The organism is Synechocystis sp. PCC 7339 (assembly GCF_019924095.1).
Taxonomy (GTDB): domain Bacteria; phylum Cyanobacteriota; class Cyanobacteriia; order Cyanobacteriales; family Microcystaceae; genus Synechocystis.
This window is the reverse complement of the sequence record NZ_CP063659.1, coordinates 1,749,087-1,771,823: the sequence shown is the minus strand read 5'-3', so window position 1 is coordinate 1,771,823 and position 22,737 is coordinate 1,749,087. Positions and strand designations below refer to the sequence as shown.

Sequence of the window (22,737 nt, the reverse complement as noted above, 5' to 3'; positions counted from 1 at the left end):
TTCATGGTGTCATCACTATTGGGGGATTTTAACTACAGTTGAACCTCTGGTCAGAAAGGGCCAGGGACCAACCCCTAAAATGGGAAAATAGCCACAGTGCCCCAAAGTCTTATTCATCTGCAAAATCTTCAACTAGACCATGACCACCATCCCGCCCGTCCTCAGCGGCCCCGCCATTCGTGAGCAATTTTTGCGCTTCTTTGCCGATCGCCAGCATCAAATTTTGCCCAGTGCATCCCTGGTGCCGGAGGACCCCACCGTGTTGTTAACCATTGCGGGGATGTTGCCATTTAAACCAATCTTTTTAGGACAAAAGCCAGCGGAGTTTCCCCGAGCCACCACTTCCCAAAAATGTATCCGCACCAACGATATTGAAAACGTGGGCCGCACCGCCCGTCACCATACTTTCTTCGAAATGTTGGGCAATTTCAGTTTTGGTGATTACTTTAAATCCCAGGCGATCGCCTGGGCCTGGGAATTATCCACCCAAGTATTTCAACTGCCCTCGGAACAGTTAGTGGTCAGTGTGTTTGAAGAAGATGACGAAGCCTTTGCGATTTGGCGGGATGAAATTGGTATTCCTGCCCACCGCATTCAACGTATGGGAGCGGATGACAACTTTTGGGTTTCTGGCCCCACTGGACCCTGTGGCCCTTGCTCGGAAATTTACTATGATTTTCATCCGGAATTGGGGGATGAGAAACTAGATTTGGAAGATGATAGCCGGTTTATCGAGTTTTATAACTTGGTATTTATGCAGTACAATCGGGATAATACGGGCAATTTAACACCCCTGGAGAAGAAAAATATTGACACGGGCATGGGCTTAGAAAGAATGGCTCAAATTTTACAAAAAGTGCCCAACAATTACGAAACGGATCTGATTTTTCCCATTATTCAAACAGCGGCAGGGATAGCGGGGATTGATTATGGTCAAGCAGATGAAAAAACGAAAATTTCACTAAAAGTAATCGGGGACCATGTCCGGGCGGTGGTCCACATGATTGCCGACGGTATTAGTGCGTCCAATTTGGGGAGAGGCTATGTGCTCCGAAGATTGATCCGCCGGGTGGTGCGCCATGGTCGTTTACTGGGGATAGAAGGGGAATTTACCACCAAAGTAGCCGCCACCGCCATTGACCTGGCCCAGCCAGTTTACCCCAATGTGTTGGAAAGGAAAACCTTGATTGCCCAAGAGTTACAGCGGGAAGAGGCGGCCTTTTTGAAAACCCTAGAACGGGGGGAAAAGTTACTGGCAGATTTGATGGCCGGAGGGGTCAAGGAAATTGCTGGGGTAGATGCTTTCACTTTGTACGACACCTTTGGTTTTCCGTTGGAATTAACCCAGGAAATTGCTGAAGAACAGGGCATCACTGTGGACGTGGAGGGGTTTGAAATAGCCATGCAGGAACAACAGGAACGTTCCAAAGCGGCCCATGAGACCATTGATTTAACGGTGCAGGAAAGTTTGGATAAATTGGCTAACCATATCCATCCGACGGAATTTTTAGGCTACACCGATTTACAAAGTTCAGCAGTGGTCAAGGCGGTATTGGTGGCGGGGGCATTGGTAAAACAAGGGAAAGCGGGACAAACCGTGCAAATCGTACTGGATCAAACTCCTTTCTATGGGGAATCCGGCGGTCAAATTGGCGATAAGGGTTTCCTCAACGGCGATAATTTGCTCATTCGCATTGAAGATGTGAAACGGGAATCGGGTATTTTTATTCACTTTGGTCGGGTAGAACGAGGTATAGTTCAAGTTGGCACAAACATCACCGCCACCATTGACCGAGCCTGCCGCCGTCGGGCCCAGGCAAACCACACCGCCACCCATCTACTACAATCGGCCCTGAAAAAAGTAGTGGATGAAAATATTTCCCAAGCCGGTTCTTTGGTGGATTTTAACCGTTTGCGTTTTGATTTCAACTCGCCCCGGGCCGTGACAACCGAAGAGTTAAAGCAAATTGAAGATTTAATCAATCAATGGATTGCCGAAGCCCATCAAACTGAGGTAGCAGTAATGCCGATCGCCGATGCCAAGGCCAAAGGGGCGATCGCCATGTTTGGGGAAAAGTACGGTGCTGAAGTGCGGGTGATTGATGTGCCGGGGGTTTCCTTGGAACTGTGTGGCGGTACCCATGTGGCCAATACAGCGGAAATTGGTTTATTCAAAATAGTGGCGGAAACGGGCATTGCTGCCGGGGTCAGGCGCATTGAAGCGGTGGCGGGGCCGTCGGTGTTGGATTACCTCAATGTCCGGGAAGCGGTGGTCAAAGAACTTGGCGATCGCCTGAAAGCTAAACCGGAGGAAATTCCCGACCGGGTTAACCAACTACAACAGGAATTAAAAGCTAACCAAAAGCAGTTGGAAGCCCTGAAGCAAGAGTTGGCTTTGCAAAAATCCGAACAGTTATTAGCCCAAGCCCAAACCGTGGGCGAGTTTAAAATTCTGGTGGCGGATCTGGGCACTGTGGACGGGGAATCCCTCAAAACTGCGGCGGAACGGTTGCAACAAAAACTGGGGGAAAGTGCCGTAGTGCTGGCCTCCATTCCCGAACCAGGGAAAGTTAGTTTGGTGGCGGCCTTTAGTCCCCAATTGGTGAAAACTAAACAACTTAAAGCGGGACAATTTATCGGTGTTATTGCCAAAATTTGTGGCGGGGGCGGGGGCGGTCGTCCTAATCTGGCCCAGGCCGGGGGACGGGATCCGAGTAAGTTGCCGGAAGCCTTGGCCATGGCGGAACAAACATTGTTGGCCGAACTTAGTTAGGGGTTAAACCCAGGCTCCAACCTAGATTCTTCATCAGTTCAGCGTTAGGGGTGCCGAGTGGTAATAGTCCACTACTAAATTGAAAAATTCGGCCACGGGGGGCATTTGCAGACGATCCACCGTGGTCACCACCGATACCTGCCGTCGGAAATCCTGGCGATCGCCAGACTCTGGGCAAAATAAATAGCGCACAGAAAAACTGGGATTATCAATCACCGGCTTGACCAAAGACTGGGGCATTAGGGCAATCATTTCGCTCCCCTGTACCACCCCATAAAAGGCTTCGGGAATATTTAGTTCCAAACTAACGTTGAGGGGAATTTCTCGGCGACTAAATTCGTCTTCCACCAGCCGTCGCATTCGGTAACCATCTTTAAAAATAACCTGGGGATAGGGCCCCAAATCTTCCCAAGTGATGAATTTTTTTGCTGTCAGGGGATGATCTCCCGCCATCAAAATACAAATTTGCTCTTCATAGAGGGGCTTAATGGCCAACTCCTTAGTATTAGTTAAACTGCGATGGCTCATGATAATAGCCACATCCACCAAACCATCTTGTAAAACCTTCAAAGCCCTATCACTCCCCAGGGCCGTCACCCGCAGTTGAATGTGGGGATGCCCTAGGCAGAATTTGGGCAATAAACTAGGCAGGGAAGAAACACAAACTGAGTGGATCGCTGCCACACATAATTCCGTTTGTTTGCCTTGAAAAAGGCTACTGATTTCCTCGCTAGCCACATCCCATTCTTGACAAATTTTCCTTGCCCGTCGTAGAAATAATTCCCCTGCAACCGTTAGTTTTGCTTGGGCTCCCCGGTGAAATAATTGGCACTTTAGGGCAGATTCCAAACCCTGGATTTGCCTACTAATGGTAGATTGGGTCACTTCCGATTGTAATGCCGCTTGTTGAAAACTGCCTAGTTCTGCAACTTTTAAAAAAGCCTGTAACTGTTCTAGTCGCATAGGTTAATTTTCGGGAGAAAATTGGCACAATAAACTATTTCTAGCTATAGCATTCTCCATTGCTCAAAAATGTTATTGATGCACTTTTTTTTGGGCGATATAATGACGCACAAAAAAACGGGAGGACAGATTTTCATCTATCTTCCCGGTTAATTTCTGAGGAGTTTTTCAGCGTTCTAAAGTGAAAAGAACCGATCTATCTGGTGAAAAATTTTCTCCCGTGGCCCAGCCTTCCAACTGGCGAGAAAAATTTTTTCTCAGAATTATCTAGGCAGACTTTATCGGTCATCTAAAGCAGCAATTCCGGGCAGAACTTTACCTTCTAGTAATTCCAGGCTAGCGCCACCACCGGTGGAAATGTGGCTCATTTTTTCGGCCACTCCCACTTTTTCTACCGCAGCTACGGAATCCCCACCACCAATGATGGTAACGGTACCGCTGGCGGTTAATTCGGCCAAGCTCCGGGCGATCGCCTCGGTGCCTGCGGCAAATTTATCAAATTCAAATACCCCCATAGGACCGTTCCAGATGACGGTGCCACAACCCGCTAGGGCATCCTGAAAGGTTTTGACGGAATCAGGACCAATATCCAGACCCATCCAACCATCGGGAATGGCATTGACACTGACAGTTTGGGTATTGGCATCGGGGGCAAAATTGTCGGCTACCACCACGTCGGTGGGTAAAAGAAATTCCACCCCTTTTTCCTTGGCTTTGGCCATGAGAGATTTGGCCAGCTCCAATTTATCTTCTTCCACCAGGGATTTGCCGGTGCTCAAACCTTGGGCTTTGTAGAAGGTGAAAATCATACCGCCGCCGATAATCAGCTTGTCGCACTTATCCAACAGCGTTTCAATGACGCCAATTTTACTGGACACCTTGGAACCACCGACGATAGCCACCAGGGGACGTTTGGGGGCTTCGATCGCTCCCTGCAGAAACTGTAATTCTTTTTCGATTAAGTAACCAGCAATGTTGGGACTGAGGAAATGGGTGACTCCTTCAGTGGAAGCATGGGCCCGGTGGGCGGTACCAAAGGCATCATTGACGTAAAGGTCAGCGTTGGCCGCTAAGGCTTTGGCAAATTCGGCATCGTTACCTTCTTCCCCGGCATGGAAACGGAGATTTTCCAACAGGGCCACACCGCCATTGGGCAAGCTAGCAATCTTGGCCGTAACTTCAGCGCCAATGCAATCGTCGCATTTAACCACCGGTTGTCCCAATAGTTCTGCTAGGCGATCGCCAACGGGAGTCAGGCGCATGCTGTCCACCACTTTGCCCTTGGGACGGCCAAAATGACTGCCCAAAATAACTTTGGCGCCTTTGCTCAACAGGTCTTTGATGGTGGGTAAGGCCGCCCGAATCCTGGTGTCGTCGGTAATACTGCCATTATCCAGGGGCACGTTAAAATCTACCCGGACAAAAACCCGTTTCCCTGCGAGGTCTGCCTCCGTTAAATTGGCGATCGATTGCTTGGACAAAGCCTTTTCCTCCTAAATGTCAAATAAACTTAACAAAATTAAACCAGTCAATGTTACCGCCGACAATGGAAAGGCCCAAAATGACCTCCGAAGATAGCATTCTGACCATTCTGCAACGGGACTATGCCAATTTTCCCTGGCAACAGACCCTGAGCATTTACGATGCCGACGTTTATTTCCAAGACCCCTTGACTAGGTTTCGGGGCCTGGCTCGGTACGAAAAAATGATCCAATTCCTGGCCCGTTGGTTTCAGGCGATCAATCTACAACTCCATGACATTGCCCAGGTAGACCAAGAAATTATCACCCGTTGGACCTTGAGTTGGACTACCCCCCTGCCCTGGAAACCGAGAATTGCTATCAGCGGCCGCAGTGAGTTGACCCTGAACAAAGCTGGGTTAATTATCTCCCACATTGATTATTGGGACTGTTCCCCCTGGGATGTGGTGAAACAACATTTTCAATAATAGGCTTTCATTCTTGTTCCGGCGCTGGCTTGTGTCGAATTAGCGATGGTTTGAAAGATCAATAGATCAATATTGAATCAGAATTGACCAAGAAAGCCTCAATCCGTTCTCAATTTTTATGATTAATTTTGGAATAATCCCACTAATCTCACGGTAGTGATTGCTGATTCGAAGCTAAACTAGCTTGGGTGGATAACGGTAAAGTAAGGCTATTGGGTAAAAGTGTGAATCTTGAGAAATTAATCTCAAACTATTGTCTTTTAGCCATTCCCAAATAATTTCAACGGTAGATCCTCCGTGCTAATACAGCAAATTTGCCTTAAGCATTGATCAATAAGCACTTCATCCATTGGCTCGGATCAAGGCGTCAACGGTGTCGACACAAAAGTTAGAAATCCATGCAAAACTGGAGACAGCCCAACTGGCTACCACAGTTGGTAATTTGTCTTTTTTCCTCTCCCCACCATGCCTGCTAAAGACGTTCAAATCTGCCCGATCGCCGTTGACACCACTGTGTTTCGCTCCCGCACTTGGGACAGGTTGAAGTTTGAAATTGAGTATGGTCTGCAAAGGGGCACCACGGCCAACAGTTACTTGATCAGTGCTGATAAGACCGCCCTCTTTGACCCGCCGGGGGAGTCCTTCACTGATAATTTTGTCGGTACACTAATCCAACGGCTAGACCTGAACATCCTGGATTATGTCATTTTGGGCCACGTTAACGCCAACCGGAGCCATACCCTGAAGCTGTTATTAAGCTTGGCTCCCCAGGCAACGATTATTTGCTCTAACCCCGCTGCCCAAAATTTAGAAAAATTACTGGCGGATGGAGACGTTAATAATCCCATTCAAGTGATGAAAGGCAACGATCGCCTGGATTTAGGCCGGGGTCATGAGTTGAGCTTTACCCCCACCCCCAGCCCCCGTTACCCTGGGCAACTGTGCACCTACGATCCCCGCACCGAAATCTTATTCACCGATAAACTATTTGGGGCCCATGTTTGTGGCGACCAAGTATTTGATGAAGGCTGGACTATTTACCAAGAAGATCGCCGCTATTACTTTGACTGTTTGCTGGCCCCCGCTGCGGCCCAGGTGAGTGCGGCCCTCAATAAGCTGGAAGCCTATCCCGCCCAGACCTATGCCCCCAGTCATGGCCCCTTAGTGCGCTACGGTTTGCGGGAGTTGACCCGTAACTACCAACAATGGCTCAGTGAACAACAGGCCCAAGCTTTGAACGTGGCATTAATCTATGCGTCCGCCTACGGCAATACCAGCACCCTCGCCCAGGCGATCGCCAGGGGCATAACCAAAGCAGGGGTAGCGGTGACAGCCATCAATGCGGAAACTAGCAATGCTGAGGAAATTAAAGGGGCCATTGAAGCTTCGGCTGGCTTTATTTTTGGTTCCCCCACCCTAGGCGGCCATGCCCCCACCCCCATTCAAACGGCCCTGGGCATCACCCTAGCCAATGCTTCCAAAACCCAACTATGTGCAGTGTTCGGTTCCTTCGGTTGGAGTGGAGAGGCGATCGATATGTTGGAAAGCAAATTCCGGGATGCGGGCTTTAGCTTTGGTTTTGACACCATCCGGGTGAAATTTAAGCCCACCGACCAAATCCTGAAAATGTGCGAAGAAGCCGGTACGGATTTTGCCCAGGCTCTGAAAAAAGCGGAAAAACGTCGTCAACCTAAATCTGCTCTGCCGGAGTCAGAGTCTGCCCGCACCGACCAAGCCTTGGGTCGTTTAGTGGGTTCCCTCTGTGTTGTCACTGCCCAGCAAGGGGAATTGAGCAGTGCCATGTTAGCGTCCTGGGTTTCCCAAGCAACCTTTTCTCCTCCCGGTTTAACCGTGGCGGTGGCCAAGGAAAGGGCGATCGAGTCTTTGTTACACAAAAATAGTTGCTTTGTCTTGAATATTTTGCAGGAAGGTAATCATCTAGGGCTGATGAAACATTTCCTCAAACCCTTTGCCCCCGGCGGTGATCGTTTTGCGGGGGTAGCCACGGAAACGGCAGAAAATGGTGCCCTAATTTTGACTGAATCCTTGGCTTACTTGGAATGTCGGGTGCAACAAAGGCTGGAGTGCGGCGACCATTGGGTGCTTTATGCGGTGACCGACCGGGGCGCTCTGCTTCAGGATGGAGTAACGGCGGTGCATCACCGGAAATCTGGCGACCATTATTAGAGTGATTAGCAAAACCCTGAAAAAAACAATTTTTGCCCATTTTTGCGATGAATGTACCTAATTGGGTAACTGTCTCCCGTTTATTGGCCTTACCCTTACTATTTCTGTGTTTACCAACTCCAGATGCAGAAAACCGTTGGTGGGGAGTAGGTATTTTTTTGCTGGCCGCCAGCACCGATTGGTTGGATGGTTACCTGGCCCGTCGGTTAAACCAGGTGACGGAGTTGGGCAAATTTCTTGATCCGTTGGTGGATAAATTAATGGTGTTGGGGCCGTTGCTAATTCTCTTAACTTGGCAAATGGTACCGGCCTGGGCAGTGGGCTTAATTTTAGCCAGGGAGTTAGTCGTTGCCGGTTGGCGGGTTAATCCCCAGTTAGCTAGTCAGGGAGCAATTACTGGGGCCAATGTCTGGGGTAAGGCGAAAACCGCTACCCAAATAATGGCGATCGCCTTATTGTTAGCGCCTTTGCCAGAAATTTATGGCCAAATTGGTATGGCCATCTTCTGGATAGCAGTGGTTTTAACACTCATTTCCGGGGCAATCTACCTGTTTCCCCCGATAAACAACAAAGTCGAGGCTAGCTAAAAACTAACTTCATCGGCAAAGCTTTGCCACCGGACAAAATGAAACGCACCGGCCACAGAGCCCCAAACTCGTTCATTAGTTTCTGGGTCGTAACCCCGGTCGAGGCTAACTAATCCTGTTTCGCTCACCTCAAAACTATTTTCCAGATATGTTTCTTTGCCGTCCCGCATCACAAGGCATTGACGCCCCGATTGCACTTCACCTTTAAAACTGGTGCCAGTCCATTCCACAATCATGTCACAGCCATTCATGGGCTCCAGATCGTCGGGGCTGAGCTGGGCCAGTTTGGCCAAATCCCTAGCTGCGCCGTAAAATTTTTCTTCGTCTTTGACCTTAAAGTTTTCAATTTCAATATGATCTTCCACCGCCTTTAACTTCAAAACCCTGAGGCGATAGGGTCTCTGGAGCATAAAGTCATAGGCCTGTTCTAAAAACAAAAGGCGATCGCCAAATTTTGCTTGGTCGAGGGGACGAATGGCCACCCGGATGTGAGCGTAGAAGGGAGGATTTTCAAAGGCTTGGGCCTGGTTGCTAAAGTCGGCCGCCATCCAACGGGCCAGGGCAGAAAGATCGGTGGAATGGGACATGAAAGATTGAAAAATTAACGTTGATAAAATTGAGCTTTGTTAAGCTGCAGCCAGGTTCAACAATACCTTTGCCATCGCCATTGTTTCCCTAGACTAGCCAATTTTACCCCATCCCTAGGGCCAAGCTTATTAAGCTTAGGCCGGTCGCCAGGTGCCATGGAAACTAAAGGGAATCACCTCTGGTAAGGCTAAGCGACAAATGGGTTCTTCCTGCAAATTATCCGCATCCCACAACCACATTTCACTGCCATGGCGATTGCCGTCATAGACCACAGTGATAATCCACCCCAGATCGCCGTTATCTGGATGGGGAATATAAAGAGGCTCCACGGGATATTGATGCTCTCCTAGCTTGGCGGTGATGACATCCCCCGTGTGGTAATCAATGCGGGCAATTTCCCCGAACCATTGGGAACCAAGGATTTCTGCTGGCCGTTGCAAAGCCATATAGGTATAGCGCCAGGGTAAACCGGTTCGTTGGGGATTAACCACAGGGAATTCGCCACTGCGGTCTAGCACCTTAGTTAACTCCACTATTTTGGCTGTTTGAGGATTGAGGATGGCTTGCCACAGTTGCCCATTGGTCGAAGTTTGGACCGCTCCGGTGGGTACTTCCCGCAAATATTCATTGGTTTGGGCAAAATCACCAAACCGGACAAAATCTAGCCTCACATTGCCATTGTCTAACTCACAGCCATTGCCATAGTGCCATTGGAACCAGGATTCTGTTTCCCTTTCACTGACAATTTCCAACGTTTGGCGATCGATCACTAAGACTTTTGTCCCGCCTTCTGCATCCCAGCCTAAGGCATCGGCATAGGCCACATTGCCCAACAGTAGGGAAAATTGACTGAGGGTAATGGGGGGTAAAAAGAGGATCAGATAACGGCCTGCCAAGCAAAAACTATGACAAAAGGGGGTGCGGCTTAATTTCAAACGACGGTGTTTGAGTAAATTGCCCTGGCTGTCTAAACGGTAAAGGTTGAGATTGAAATGAAAATCTACCCCAATACTAAAAATTTCCCCCGTTAACGGATCCTTCAGGGGATGGGCAGAAAAAGGCTGGCCCGGTTGAAAAGCTCCCCCAAAATCCTCCCGGCCGAAAGTAGCTAAATTTTCCAAGTCCAACGCATAGGGATGGCCCGCTTCCCACAGGGCCAACAGGCGATCGGGCAGGGCGATCACGGAGGTATTAGCGGCATTTTTCAGCACATCATTTTGGCTGAACAAACTTTTCCAGTAATGCCAAACCCCTTGGGGATCTACCATGCCATAGTTGCCGTAGAGATAACGCCCAGCTTCTTCCTCCTCTCTGTAACCATCGGTTTGCACATAACGGTACAGACCTTCAGCCTGCCCTTCGTCAAAATGCACGGCCAAGATAGCACCATCGCCATCAAACCAATGACCAACTTTTTCCTTTCTCCGGCTAAGGCGGCCCGGCCCATTGCGGTACAGACTCCCCTTCAACGCCGCCGGAATTTGTCCTGAAATCAACTCCAATCCAGTGCGGCCGAATTCCACTGCATTTTGGCTAAAATTGCTGGCCCAAGAGGCCCGAGAGAGGGTAGCGGTCATAGAAAAGGTCTAAAAAATTTGTGTGGGAAATGACGGCAAAAAAACTAGCCTTAGTAGGTGTTTAAGCTTCCAGGGGAGAACAGCAAAAGTGGAGAGTTGGTCTGGGTTCCCCCCACGGCAGAGCTAGGCAGATCATAGCAAAATTTTCCGGAGGACAATGGCAGCCTCTGGGATGACAACGGCCTAGTAGGGGTCAGGCTTCAACATGAGAAGAAGCTAAAGTTCAATGTTGTTTGAAAAAGAAAAACAGTTAATTTTTTTGATATTCGGTTTGGGTCTTTGACAATTCCAACTAGACTCGTTTGATGGTCAATTGCATTACTAGGAACTAGTCATTGAGTACTAGTGTTTTACTTGCCAACTTAAATTTGCTATCATTCAATTAGTATTTTATTTTTTTAATATTTTCCAAACCAAAGTATCAAAATTAAGGGGCATATTATTATTTAATTATTCCCTAAATAATAATATTCTGACAAACATCGGGGCAAGATTGAATGCTATTAAAACTCAAAAAGTACGTAAATAGACATTACAAATTACCATGGGCAACAATGGCGGGGAGCATTACCGTCGTCTTGTTTGTGGCGGTGGCCCATCCCCAGAAAGTCCCTGCTCAAGAAGCAGTGGATGAGATTCCCCAATCCTCGTTAACAGCCGAGATTCAGGCATCCCCCCAAAATGAATTATTTTTTGCCGATGTTTTAGTGCGGGGGCAATCCGTTCTTGAAGTGGGAAGTTTAGCTACCCTGAGCGCCGATGATCGGGCCCAGATCATTAATCGCCGCATTGCCAGCGTCCTCGCCCAGGCAGATTCCCCCGAAGCTGTCACTGTACAGTTTGATCCCCAACGGGAAGTGGCAGTTTTAAAAATCAATAATCGTATCTTGATGACGGTCACAAATCAGGATGCCCTCGATTTTAATGTTTCTGTAGAAACCTTGGCTGAACAATGGGCAACCCGTTTAAATCAAGCTTTCATTGAAAGGCCTTTAGCGATTGATGTTTTACAAAGATTAACCAACACAACTAAACAGTTATTAAGAGATACCATCAATCTTTTGCCTTCATTATTGGGGGCATTGGTGATTATTCTCTTGACTTGGATAGTTGCTAAAGGAGTACGTCATGCCGGTCTGGTGTGGGCAGAAAAAACCGAAGGCGATCGGAGTGCGGAAATTCTGATTGGTCGCCTATGCTATGGGGGCGTCTGGATCATGGGTGCAGTAATTGCCCTGACTATTTTAGGACTAGATTTTGCGACTTTGCTAGGAACCCTTGGACTAACCAGTGTGGCCATTGGTTTTAGCTTGAAAGATATTTTAAGCAATTACATTTCCGGGGTTATTTTGTTAGCGGCTAGACCTTTTCGCATTCAGGATCAGATTGTGGTGGGAGACTACGAAGGCACTGTGGTGCAGATTCAACTCCGGGCCACAACAATGCGTACCTATGATGGTCGTTTAGTTTATATTCCCAATCAGGTAGTGTTTCAAAGCAGTATCATCAATAACACCGCTTCTCCCATGCGTCGTAGTGATGTGATGGTCGGGGTGGATTACGATAGTGATTTAAACCAGGTCAAAACTTTAATTGAAGAGGTCTTCAGATCCATAGAGGGCATTCAATTGGAGCCAGCACCGATGATTTTAGTGCATGAGTTGGCGGCCAGTACAATCAATTTAAAAGTTCGCTTCTGGGTTGATTCCCGTCAACAATCATTTTTGCAGGTAACCTCTACTGTTACCCAGGCTGTTAAAGAAAAATTGGCCTCTGCCCAGATTGAAATGCCTACGGAAATTTACACAATTATGTTGCGAGAATCAGCAGATTCATTGTCTCCATTGGGGTTAACTGCCACTGAGTAATTTTGTTAACTACGAGAGTATTGCATGGGGGAATTTCTTAGTAGCAAAGATAGCTTAGAAAGTGTTTGAAGAGTTCCTTCTAACTTCAAAATTTGAGGGAAATTAGAGAATTTTCTAGAATTGGGGCCGCTTTAGTGGGTCGATTTAGGATCAAATTAAAACCTTGCCAACTGCCTTTTGGAACCTTCTTTAAAAGCCCCCCTGGCCCCCCAAATTTGAGGAGAAATTAAATAAAAGTCCCCCAGTATTGCCGGAGCTTTAGTGAGGAGATTTAGGGGGCGGAATAAAACTTTCCAAACACGTTCTTAGAAAGCTGGCTACCCATGGTTAGACTAACAGTTGTTGATGTTGATTGAAATACTGACGGTAAACGGTGGCGGTAACCGCAATGGTACTAAGGGTATTGGTCAACAAAATTAAGAACATAATCAAAATTTGGTAGACCGAGGCATTGAGAGGATCGCCCCCAGCTAATACCTGTCCAGTTAACATTCCCGGCAAACTGACCAAGCCTACCACCATCATTTGGTTCACAGTGGGAATCAGGCTGGCTCGGATGGCGGCCTTACGATAACTGGCGATCGCCTGGCTGGGGGTAGCTCCTAGACAAAGGTGGGTTTCAATTTCCCGGGGATTTTGCTGAATGGCACTGGCTAACCTTTCACCAGCGAGGGAAGCGCTGTTCATGGTTTGTCCCAAAATCATTCCGGTGAGGGGAATGAGATACTGGGGGGAATACCATTGGGGCGGCTGGATAATCACTACCAGGGCGTAACCCAAGCTAATGGCAGTACTGGCCCCCAAGGAAAGCCATAACCAACCAAAAAGGGACTTACTGCGGGGATTAATGCGATTTCTGGCCACCACGGCGGCAATGGTCAACATAATCGCCAACACCAGCAACACGGCCCAGGCATTATCCAGGGAAAAAACCACCGCCAGAAAATAGCCCACCACAATCAGTTGCAAAATGGTGCGCCCCCCGGCCCAAAGTAGTTGCCCTGTCAGATTTAGCCCCTGCCATTGCAAAAGGGCGATCGCCGCGCCCAGGAGTCCCAACATCCAACCAATATCGGCCCAATCCAGTTCGATTAAGGTGTGTTCCATAACCCCTCCCCACCATGGTTGTTCTTTTTTGCTTATTGCAACAGTCCCAAACCTTTCAACGCCTCTAGGGCCGCCTGTTTGGTGGCAATTTGCTTACTAGGGCCAGATCCTTGGCCATGGACTTTTCCAGCCACCTTGACGGTAAAGGTAAATTCCCGGGCATGGGGTGGCCCACTGGCATCAATTAGTTCATATTCCGGCAATTGTTTCGTTTTGGCCAAAGCCCATTGCTGGAGCCGGCTTTTCACATCCATTGTCGGCACCGGTATTGGCGATCGCCCGTCCTGACTTTTTTCCCACTGCTCTAGGATGGGAACGAATAGTTCTTGAATAAAATCCTCCACTGCTGTTAAACCGGCATCAAGCAGGGCCGCCCCCAACAGTGATTCAAAAACATCGGACAGGATGGAGGGACTAGATTGGCCATCCTCCCTAGCCAAGCTTTGACTCAAGCGAACTTCCGGGGCAATGTGCAAAAACCTTGCCAGATAGGCCAACTGGTTTTGATTGACCAACTGGGAGCGCAGACGGGTTAACTCCGCCTCAGTAAAGTGGGGATAACGTTCAAATAGAATTTTCCCCACCACAAAGCCCAACACCGCATCCCCAAGAAACTCTAGCCGGTCATAGGAAGGAGTGCCGGGGTGTTCGTTGCAATAGGAACGATGGGTGAGGGCTTCGAGTTTTAACTGGGGGTCCCCGATGGGGGGCAAATCAGGATGGTTCACACGCCCCGTTCAATGGATCTTTCCGCTTGGGTAAATTCTAGCTGTAAACGTTTTTTCAGCTTTTCGGGAATGGGACGGGCACCGTAGGAAGTGTAATATCCAGCTAGGGAATTGAGGGCCGTTTGCATGGTGGTAAAGGATTTTAGCCCCCCAGCATTACCATTGCGACGGTAACGGGAAATGTAGTCATTAATCTGACCCCGGGCGGTATCCTGGACTTCCTGGTGGTTGGGGGCATCCTGGGGTAGATCGATCGCCTCCCGTAGGGTAGCAATGACAGTCAGGGTATCTTGGCTATAGTTGCCGGTGAGTCCTGTGCCGCTGTCGCAGGCCGTCAGACCGATCGCCACTACTAAAACTAAGGCCAACAGCCGTGACAACTGATTTTTCAAAAAGGACATCACTGAGGGTTCCCTCCCTGGATTGTTACTGAATTTTGTTAATTTTTATATCCTACCAGTTGGCCAGGGCCCTCCTGGGACTTCGCTTTTATTCTGACTTCAGGATGGGGGCTGGGGTTGGAGCATCGGGAATACCACTCTGATTAGCTAAGGCCTGGTTGGTCACCTGGAGGGCAATTTTTTTAATCGAGTCCTTATATTGCACCGGGGCCAGCATAACTGCTTGCTGGAAAAAAGGGTCTGCTTCCTTTAGCTTGCCGGTTTGGGCCATGACCTGGGCCTGAGCTAGCAGGGGACGAAAATCATTGCTGTTGACTTTACTGGCGGCTTCATAGATGGCGATCGCCTGGTCGGGGCGATTTTGACTAAGATAAATTTCCCCCAGCAGAAGTTGTAGGGAAGTGAGCTGGTCGGGGGGCACAGTGCCAGGAGTTCCAGTTTGGGCTTTGATCGCCTGGGTAATGGCATTTTGCACAATGGCCACAGCCTCAGCGGGGCGCTCCTGTTGGGCATAAAGTCCACTGAGGCCTTTCAACGCCTGGATGTTGTAGGGGGATTGAAGGAGAATTTCTCTGTAAACTTTCGCTGCTCCGGCCTTATCTTCCAGTTGGGTTTTAAGTTGGGCCAACAGAATTCGGTACTGCACCTGGTCTGCCTTAATCTGTCCCAGTCGCTCCAAAGGGGCGATCGCCGCCGTCAGATTTTTTTGTTGCAGACGAATTTCTAGCAGGCCCTGGAGAGCATTGACGTTATCCGGCTCCCTTTCTAGCACTAACTGGTAACCGAACGCCTGATTTTCCAGGGGAGTGACGCCATTGACCCCTCCATCAGCAGCGGGACGAGGTTGCCACAAACCCATCGCCAGGGGCACCAAGGAAAATAAAACCAGAGCACTGACCATGGCTCCAATGCCCACGTAAACCCAAACATCCCGTTGTGTTCTAGAAGTTGCCACCCCAATGCCTCCTCTGGCAAGATTTATCCGAGCCCAGAACAATAATTTAGATGGTAATGCAACCAATGAACAATTGTCTCGGCGATTTGGTCATGCTGAATCAGACCAAAATTTTTGCCTTTCCAGCATAGTCGCTCTGGTCTGGGACGCCAATGTGGGAGCCCGTTATCAGAATGGTTAAATGGAAGGGGAAATGTAAACCATTGTAAATTTAAGCTTTCTAGCAGAATTTTTGCCCAATTAATCCGTTGCCAGGGAGTTTAACAGTGACAATCAAGTTAGTGGTGTTGGACATTGATGGCACCATTGCCGGAGTATCCAATCAAATCAACCCCACAGTGGTGCAAACTATTCACCAGGTACAGAGTCGGGGTATTCAAGTGGCGCTGGCCACCGGCAGAATGTTCGGTTCAGCTTTGCGCTTCCATCGGGCCATCCAGTCAACCTTGCCTGTGATTAGTTATAATGGCGCCCTGACTAAGCATCCCCACAGCGGCATTGTTTTGAGGGAAAAACCTCTTCCCCCGGCGATCGCCCTAGAGATTTTGTCCCACTTTGAGCAACCGGATCTGCAACCCCATCTTGATGTCCACTGCTATTACAACGACCAGCTCCATGTGCGGCACATCACCCCAGAAACCCATATTTATATGGCAAGATCCGGTGCCATTGCCCAGGCCAGCGGCGATTTACGAGCAATTATTGAATTAGGTAGCACCACCAAAATGTTAGCTATTAGTCGCAATGCTCCCCTGATGGCTCGGTTGATGGCGGAAATGGGTCGCAAACTGCGGGGCCAAGCCGTGCATTTGACCCAATCCACCGAGATCTATTTTGAAGTCACCCACGCCGAAGCCACCAAGGGCCTAGCCTTGAAACATTTAGCCGAAGACGTGTTAGGGCTTGATCCTCAAGCAGTTTTGGCGATCGGGGATAACTTTAATGATCTAGAAATGCTGAAATATGCCGGAGTAGGGGTGGCCATGGGTAATGCTCCCCCGGAAGTGCAAAGGGTGGCGGACTGGGTAACGGCGGATGTGGAAGCCGATGGCGTGTCCCAAGCTTTGGCTAAGTTTTGCCTGGGCTCGACCCCAGCTCTCTGTTAATTGTTGGCCCAAAACTGAAAAGGAGCCTACCAATGGCAAACTCCCCTCCAGACCAAACAAATTAATGTACTTAATCCACAGACAAAAGTCCTTAGTAGGTTTCTACGTGCCAGCGGTGTTCTTTTTTCATTTCTCGTTGGAAAGTGGTCCATTCCGTGCCATTTTGTTCCGCTAGGGCGGTGAAAGCCTCATCAATGCCGGGCTCCATGCCTTTGAGACCACACATATAGGTGTGGGTTTTAGGATTTTGCATCAAATTCCAGAGTTCCTCAGCATTTTCCGCTACCCGGTGCTGGATATACATTCGGCCGCCCTCGGCATTTTGTTGCTCCCGGCTGATGGCATAGGTTAAACGAAAATTGTCAGGAAATTCCGCCGCCATTTTTTCCAAATCATCTTTATAAAGAATGTTTTCTGATTTGGGAATGCCAAAGATCAGCCAAGCTAGGCCCTTAAATTTGTAATCTTCGTGCTGTTCCTTGAACATACGCCAGAGAAACGCCCGGAAGGGAGCAATACCAGTGCCAGTGGCCAGCATCACAATGTTGGCATCTTCGTCCGGGGGCAAGAGCATTTCCTTCCCGACGGGGCCGGTAATAGCAATGTCATCTCCTTCTTTAAGGTTGCAGAGGTGGGTGGAGCAGACCCCCAATACCTTTTCGCCGGCTTCATTTTCATACTCCAATTGGCGCACACAGAGGGAAACGGTTTTGTCGTCGCCAAAGTCACCGTGCCTGGTGGAAGCAATGGAATATAAACGCAGTTTGTGGGGTTTGCCCTTCTCGTCTTCTCCGGGGGGAATAATACCAATACTCTGCCCTTCTAGGTAACGAAGATCCCCAGCGGAGAGGTCAAACGTAAGGTGTTGTACTGTGCCAATGCCTCCGTCCCTTACCAAGGCATAATTTTCTAAAACTTTGCCAATGTAGGGAGTTTTGGGACGATAAATATTGACGGGAATATCGTCAGCTTTCTTTTCTTTGGGGGTTGTTGTCATGGTTTTCTTAGATTCAGGGGCTGGATTAGCCACCGCTTCTGAACCACTTCCCTCGGATTGACTGGGTTTAGCAATGCCCTCGGTGTGGGGTAAAGGCGAATCTCCCTCTAGAGGCTTAATGCTGACAATTTTTCCTCCCATCCGGGTAATGCGCCGCATTTCTTGGTTCATCCGCTTTAGGGGGACGGTGATGAACGTGCTGCCACTACGGCGAATAGAATAGTCTAAGCCATCAGTCATGGTGCTCTGACTCAGGCCGATTACCTCATAAACGAATAAACGATTACCGGCATCGCTCTGGCGGGATGAAGTCGCTACGTAACCGGGACTGTACATGGGTTAATTGCTCCCTACTCAATCAAATAATACTGACAGAAATTTATTGCAGTATTATCAAGCCTACCATCGTCAGGCGATCGCCGTGGCAGGGAGGAGCAATGGGGTCAGAAGCGGAGATTTAGTCCTATCACCCTAACAAAGTTAACCTTGATAAAATGTAACCTCTGTATCACTTTTTCCACAAATGGCAAGACCCGGTGGAATGATGCTGGTTGACTGACCAAACAAATTAGATAGGAAAACAGTAGGTGTAGATTTTGAACTCATATGGAATAGGTGCAGAGGGTATGTGATGCACGAGAAGCCATATCAGGCCGATAATAGAGTGGGGAGGCTGTCGTGAGCTTGCTTTGGTTTAAGAACTTGAGTATTTTATACAATTGTTCCCCTTGTCGCCATTCTCGTCATATCAAGACTTTCAGCGCTTTTCTGTACCACCAAGGGCCAGTCAGTGGCACAAATTAAAGCACAAAGATTGATCCACTATGCTTTCTTATGTATGATTAGCAGAATTATTCTTACGATCCTACCTAGATGGTATGATGTGAGGAAAGTTTCCGTATAATCTTTAGTTATGAATTTATTTTCTTCGAATTAGTAGCATTTATAGAAATGGAAAATAGAAAATATGTCTAAAAAAAATCAATCAAGTAGATTAACGAACCAACATAAGCAGTCTCAAGGTGTAGTTAGTATATTTGGTGATGATGCAAAATCCCATGAGCTTACGGTTGGTGAAATTTCAAGGAAAGTTATGAAGGAACTTGAAAAAGATTTTCCCCGATTATCTTTTCGTTACAGAGAGAGTATTAAAAAAAATGAAATAAACGAAGCGCTAAAAAAAATTGATCCTGAATTAGGTCAGACCCTTTTTGTTCCAAACTCTAGTATTAAACCAGATGGTGGAATAATAGAGGTTAGAGACGACAATGGTGAATGGAGAATAGTGTTAGTAACAGAAGCAAAACATCAGGGAAAAGATATAGAAAATATCAAGAGAGGTATACTAGTTGGCAAGAATGACGACCAGGATTTGATGGCTGCTGGTAACGCAATAGAAAGGGCGCATAAAAATATATCGGAGATCGCTAATTTTATGCTCTCTGAAACTCATTTTCCTTATGTTCTATTTCTTGAAGGCTCAAACTTTTTAACAGAAACAATTTCAATTGAGAGACCTGATGGAAGGGTTGTAAAGCTTGAATACAATTCAGGAACGCTGAATAGATTAGACAGATTGACGGCTGCAAACTATGGAATGCCAATAAATAAAAATTTATGTGTAAATAAATTTGTAAAGCATAAAGATAAAATGATTATGCTTCAGGCAGCTTCAATATACTCACAAGGGGACGGTGAAATGTGGGATGTAAAAAATATGTTTGAAATTATGATTGAGGTTTCTAAGACATCCCTTAAGGCAGTAGGAAGTGATTTATTTACTCAGATTACAGCTAACAATTAACAACATATTAACAAAGATAGGGTATCAATTATCAATGGCGAGAAAAGCGACCAATAAATTGTTACAAAAAGCAAAGAAGTCAAAGAGTGATGAATTTTACACTCAGCTCTGTGACATTGAAAATGAATTAAGGTTTTATAAAACACACTTTAAGAATAAAGTTGTTTTTTGTAATTGTGACGATCCTAAGATAAGTAATTTCTTTAAATATTTTGTTGATAATTTTGAAGAACTAGGAATCAAGAAGGTAATAACATCATGCTACAGAGAACAAGCAGAAGATTTATTTAGTAAGAAAAATCAAGAAAGTGGATTTTTTTTTGAATATAGAAATACGAACGAAGAAAAAAGCAAACTAAGATCACTTGACATTGTGCATTTTAAAGGGGATGGAGATTTTCGCAGTTCAGAGAGCATTGAATTGCTAAAACATTCAGATATTGTCGTTACTAATCCACCATTTTCATTATTCAGGGAATATGTTGAACAACTGGTCAAGTATGATAAGAAATTTTTAATAATTGGAAATGTTAATGCGATAACTTATAAAGAAATTTTCAAGCTAATTAAAGAAAATAAAGCCTGGCTAGGAATAAATCTTGGTAGAGGTGTTTCCGGCTTTATCGTGCCTGAGCATTATGAACTTTACGGGACAGAGACACATATTGATGACTTAGGGAACAGAATAGTTTCTCCAAACAATTGTTTGTGGTTAACTAATTTGGATACTTTCAAAAGACACGAAGATATTCCTCTTACAAAGAAATATTTTGGAAACGAAAATGAATATCCAAAATATGACAATTATGATGGGATTAATGTTAATAAAACAAAAGATATACCATTAGACTACAAAGGGGCTATGGGTGTACCAATAACGTTTTTGCATAAATTTAACCCTGATCAATTTGAAATAATAAAATTCCGAAAGGGAGATGATGAGAAGGACTTGTCAATTAATGGAAAGTGTCCATATTTTAGAATACTTATAAAAAATAAGCGGATACAAGCTTAACTTAATTAAGGGAAATATATAAAAAAATTGTGGCTTTATGAATATCAATCATGGGAAGCCTTGCTCAGTCGTTGGTTGAGTGACGAAACCAATCGACAGGAAGGCAGTAGGTTTAGATTTTGAAGTCAATGGAATAGGTATGCTGGTCAAGTAACATGCGAGAAGCCATGATAGGTTGAGGATCTTGGGTATAGGTAAAATGGACATAATAAATGAGAGCCCAGTTTTGCTCTAACGGGAGCATCCCACTTTTGCAAAAGTCTTACTGGGCAAACTGTCAAGCAATCCTCAAAGCCTTATTCTGAAAGGCATCCAAGCATGAGTATTTATACTTAAAATCATCGAACTGGAAAAAATAGGATGCACCCGCTCTAACTCACGTTCCACATATAGTATAGTTTTATTTGCTATCGGGTACGGGGGCAAGCCTATTACGGATTTCGTCTTTTCGTTCCCAGGTAGATAATGCAAAAAACTACGCTATTGGTAGCGTTCTTAATGGAAAGTTCATCACTATTGGTAGAGCCTGTGGAATCTTGGCTAAAAGTCTTAAGGAGTACATGGATAAAACTCTAAAGTCTCTTGTGACGGAGTATGTAATTAATTTTGCATGAACACTGACCTCTCTCTACACCCACCTATCCCCGCTTAACTTTCCTGCCCATTTTCCCGAGGCAGGGTCACAAGACATTGTAGAGGGGGGAATTTTTTTCAAAGTGCTCACTCTTTTGAGTGGTGTTTAAGCCTAAAACACTAGCTCTCTCTTTCTCCATCTATCTTCCGAAACTACCTCGCAGTAATCTTTTTCACCACTTATATTCATCTTTTGTCACTCAGCCAGGGCATAAGGTCTGACTCTAAGCTCGGATCAATCTTGTAGAAGGGAATACAATTCTGATAGAATCCATACTCAGTATTCAGAGGGTCAGGCTATATCTCTGGCTGGAACCGAAGAGCGTTATCTGGGGTTGACTAAGATGACTAGATCTTAGGATTAGTTTTCCGTCGGCCCTTGACAGGGGGTTAACAAGCCCATAGGCTCTGGTTTGTCTCTCCAACACGCCATTTGGGGTGAGGAGAAATTTTCTAGGAAACCGGGTTAACAATCAGTTTTGCATTTTTGAGGGATGTTATGACCACACAGCTAGACCGCGTGGTTCTTATTGGTGTTGCCGGGGATTCCGGTTGCGGTAAGTCTACTTTCTTGCGTCGATTAACGGATTTATTCGGCGAAGAGTTTATGACGGTAATTTGTTTGGACGATTACCATAGTTTGGATCGCCAGGGCAGAAAAGCCGCTGGGGTCACCGCATTGGATCCCAGGGCCAACAATTTTGACCTGATGTATGAGCAGATTAAAGCGCTCAAAAGTGGTCAATCCATTATGAAACCCATTTACAACCACGAAACGGGCTTGCTGGATCCGCCGGAAAAGGTTGACCCCAATAAGGTGGTGGTGATTGAAGGTTTGCACCCCCTCTACGATGAACGGGTCCGGGAACTGGTAGATTTCGGGGTGTACCTAGACATCAGCGAAGAAGTAAAGATCAACTGGAAAATTCAGCGGGACATGGCCGAACGAGGCCACACCTATGAAGATATTTTGGCTTCGATCAACGCCCGTAAGCCCGACTTCACCGCCTACATTGAGCCCCAGAAGCAGCATGCAGACGTAGTCATCCAGGTGTTACCCACCCGCTTGATTGAAGATAAGGAAAGTAAGCTCCTGCGGGTTCGTCTTGTGCAAAAAGAAGGGGTCAAGTTCTTCGAGCCGGCCTACTTGTTTGACGAGGGTTCCACCATTGACTGGCGTCCCTGTGGTCGGAAGCTTACCTGTACCTATCCCGGCATCAAGATGTACTACGGCCCCGATAACTTCATGGGCAACGAAGTTTCTTTGCTGGAAGTAGATGGCCGGTTCGAAAACCTGGAGGAAATGGTTTACGTGGAAAACCATCTCAGTAAAACCGGCACTAAGTACTATGGTGAGATGACCGAGTTGTTACTCAAGCACAAGGACTACCCAGGCACTGACAATGGCACTGGTCTGTTCCAGGTGTTGGTGGGTCTGAAAATGCGGGAAGTTTACGAACAGTTAACCGCTGAAGCTAAGGTTCCTGCTTCTGTGTAACT

17 protein-coding genes and 1 pseudogene are annotated in these 22,737 nt (G+C 46.9%); 9 read left to right on the top strand and 9 right to left on the bottom strand.

What is annotated here, in order from left to right; translation table 11 throughout:
- Positions 1–139 precede the first annotated feature (139 nt).
- Positions 140–2,773, top strand: coding sequence for an alanine--tRNA ligase (gene alaS / locus IQE94_RS08355; RefSeq protein ID WP_223343139.1), 2,634 nt, complete (start codon positions 140–142; stop codon positions 2,771–2,773).
- Between the two features lie 33 nt (positions 2,774–2,806).
- Here the strand turns inward: alaS and IQE94_RS08350 are convergent, their stop codons facing one another.
- Both IQE94_RS08350 and pgk read right to left on the bottom strand, forming a co-directional pair.
- Positions 2,807–3,736 carry a LysR family transcriptional regulator gene (locus IQE94_RS08350; protein WP_223343138.1) on the bottom strand — a complete coding sequence of 310 codons (930 nt, stop codon included), beginning with the start codon at positions 3,734–3,736 and terminating at the stop codon, positions 2,807–2,809.
- Between the two features lie 278 nt (positions 3,737–4,014).
- Positions 4,015–5,217 (bottom strand): phosphoglycerate kinase, encoded by a 1,203-nt coding sequence (pgk, locus tag IQE94_RS08345; RefSeq protein ID WP_212717414.1) that lies wholly within the window; start codon positions 5,215–5,217, stop codon positions 4,015–4,017.
- A 50-nt stretch (positions 5,218–5,267) separates the two neighbouring features.
- Between pgk and IQE94_RS08340 the strand changes: the two genes are divergently transcribed.
- The 3 genes and pseudogenes from IQE94_RS08340 (at position 5,268) to pgsA (ending at position 8,458) form a co-directional block, all read left to right on the top strand.
- Complete coding sequence (locus IQE94_RS08340; RefSeq protein WP_212717412.1) at positions 5,268–5,684, top strand: DUF2358 domain-containing protein; 417 nt, start codon at positions 5,268–5,270, stop codon at positions 5,682–5,684.
- A 394-nt stretch (positions 5,685–6,078) separates the two neighbouring features.
- Positions 6,079–7,871: pseudogene (locus IQE94_RS08335) on the top strand (diflavin flavoprotein).
- A gap of 47 nt (positions 7,872–7,918) precedes the next feature.
- Positions 7,919–8,458, top strand: a complete 540-nt coding sequence (pgsA, locus tag IQE94_RS08330) for a CDP-diacylglycerol--glycerol-3-phosphate 3-phosphatidyltransferase (protein ID WP_212717410.1) — start codon at positions 7,919–7,921, stop codon at positions 8,456–8,458.
- Here pgsA and IQE94_RS08325 read toward each other — a convergent pair.
- Together IQE94_RS08325 and IQE94_RS08320 are read right to left on the bottom strand one after the other, a co-directional pair.
- Positions 8,455–9,045 (bottom strand): chromophore lyase CpcT/CpeT, encoded by a 591-nt coding sequence (locus IQE94_RS08325; RefSeq protein ID WP_223343136.1) that lies wholly within the window; start codon positions 9,043–9,045, stop codon positions 8,455–8,457. The genes pgsA and IQE94_RS08325 overlap by 4 nt on opposite strands.
- Before the next feature lie 135 nt (positions 9,046–9,180).
- Positions 9,181–10,623: a carotenoid oxygenase family protein gene (locus IQE94_RS08320; protein WP_223343135.1), complete on the bottom strand. Its 1,443-nt coding sequence runs from the start codon at positions 10,621–10,623 to the stop codon at positions 9,181–9,183.
- 554 nt (positions 10,624–11,177) lie between these two features.
- Here IQE94_RS08320 and IQE94_RS08315 point away from each other — a divergent pair.
- On the top strand, positions 11,178–12,491 hold the full coding sequence (locus IQE94_RS08315) for a mechanosensitive ion channel family protein (protein WP_223343134.1): 1,314 nt from the start codon (positions 11,178–11,180) through the stop codon (positions 12,489–12,491).
- A gap of 327 nt (positions 12,492–12,818) precedes the next feature.
- Here the strand turns inward: IQE94_RS08315 and fetB are convergent, their stop codons facing one another.
- The 4 genes from fetB to IQE94_RS08295 form a co-directional block, all read right to left on the bottom strand.
- Positions 12,819–13,598, bottom strand: coding sequence for an iron export ABC transporter permease subunit FetB (fetB, locus tag IQE94_RS08310; RefSeq protein WP_223343133.1), 780 nt, complete (start codon positions 13,596–13,598; stop codon positions 12,819–12,821).
- A 32-nt stretch (positions 13,599–13,630) separates the two neighbouring features.
- On the bottom strand, positions 13,631–14,326 hold the full coding sequence (gene rnc, locus IQE94_RS08305; RefSeq protein ID WP_223343132.1) for a ribonuclease III: 696 nt from the start codon (positions 14,324–14,326) through the stop codon (positions 13,631–13,633).
- Positions 14,323–14,730 (bottom strand): photosystem II protein Psb27, encoded by a 408-nt coding sequence (gene psb27, locus IQE94_RS08300; RefSeq protein ID WP_223343129.1) that lies wholly within the window; start codon positions 14,728–14,730, stop codon positions 14,323–14,325. The genes rnc and psb27 overlap by 4 nt, the downstream gene beginning before the upstream one ends.
- 85 nt (positions 14,731–14,815) lie before the next feature.
- Positions 14,816–15,682 carry a lipopolysaccharide assembly protein LapB gene (locus IQE94_RS08295; protein WP_223343127.1) on the bottom strand — a complete coding sequence of 289 codons (867 nt, stop codon included), beginning with the start codon at positions 15,680–15,682 and terminating at the stop codon, positions 14,816–14,818.
- A 266-nt stretch (positions 15,683–15,948) separates the two neighbouring features.
- Between IQE94_RS08295 and IQE94_RS08290 the strand changes: the two genes are divergently transcribed.
- Positions 15,949–16,788, top strand: coding sequence for a Cof-type HAD-IIB family hydrolase (locus IQE94_RS08290; RefSeq protein ID WP_212717400.1), 840 nt, complete (start codon positions 15,949–15,951; stop codon positions 16,786–16,788).
- Positions 16,789–16,879: 91 nt separating this feature from the next.
- Here the strand turns inward: IQE94_RS08290 and petH are convergent, their stop codons facing one another.
- Positions 16,880–18,121 (bottom strand): ferredoxin--NADP reductase, encoded by a 1,242-nt coding sequence (gene petH / locus IQE94_RS08285; protein WP_223343126.1) that lies wholly within the window; start codon positions 18,119–18,121, stop codon positions 16,880–16,882.
- 631 nt (positions 18,122–18,752) lie between these two features.
- Between petH and IQE94_RS08280 the strand changes: the two genes are divergently transcribed.
- The 3 genes from IQE94_RS08280 to IQE94_RS08270 all read left to right on the top strand — a co-directional run bounded on the left by IQE94_RS08280 (position 18,753) and on the right by IQE94_RS08270 (position 22,735).
- On the top strand, positions 18,753–19,589 hold the full coding sequence (locus IQE94_RS08280; protein ID WP_223343125.1) for an EcoRI family type II restriction endonuclease: 837 nt from the start codon (positions 18,753–18,755) through the stop codon (positions 19,587–19,589).
- A 34-nt stretch (positions 19,590–19,623) separates the two neighbouring features.
- Complete coding sequence (locus IQE94_RS08275) at positions 19,624–20,604, top strand: adenine-specific methyltransferase EcoRI family protein (RefSeq protein ID WP_223343122.1); 981 nt, start codon at positions 19,624–19,626, stop codon at positions 20,602–20,604.
- Positions 20,605–21,736: 1,132 nt separating this feature from the next.
- Positions 21,737–22,735 carry a phosphoribulokinase gene (locus IQE94_RS08270; protein ID WP_212717396.1) on the top strand — a complete coding sequence of 333 codons (999 nt, stop codon included), beginning with the start codon at positions 21,737–21,739 and terminating at the stop codon, positions 22,733–22,735.
- The last annotated feature ends 2 nt before the right edge of the window (positions 22,736–22,737 follow it).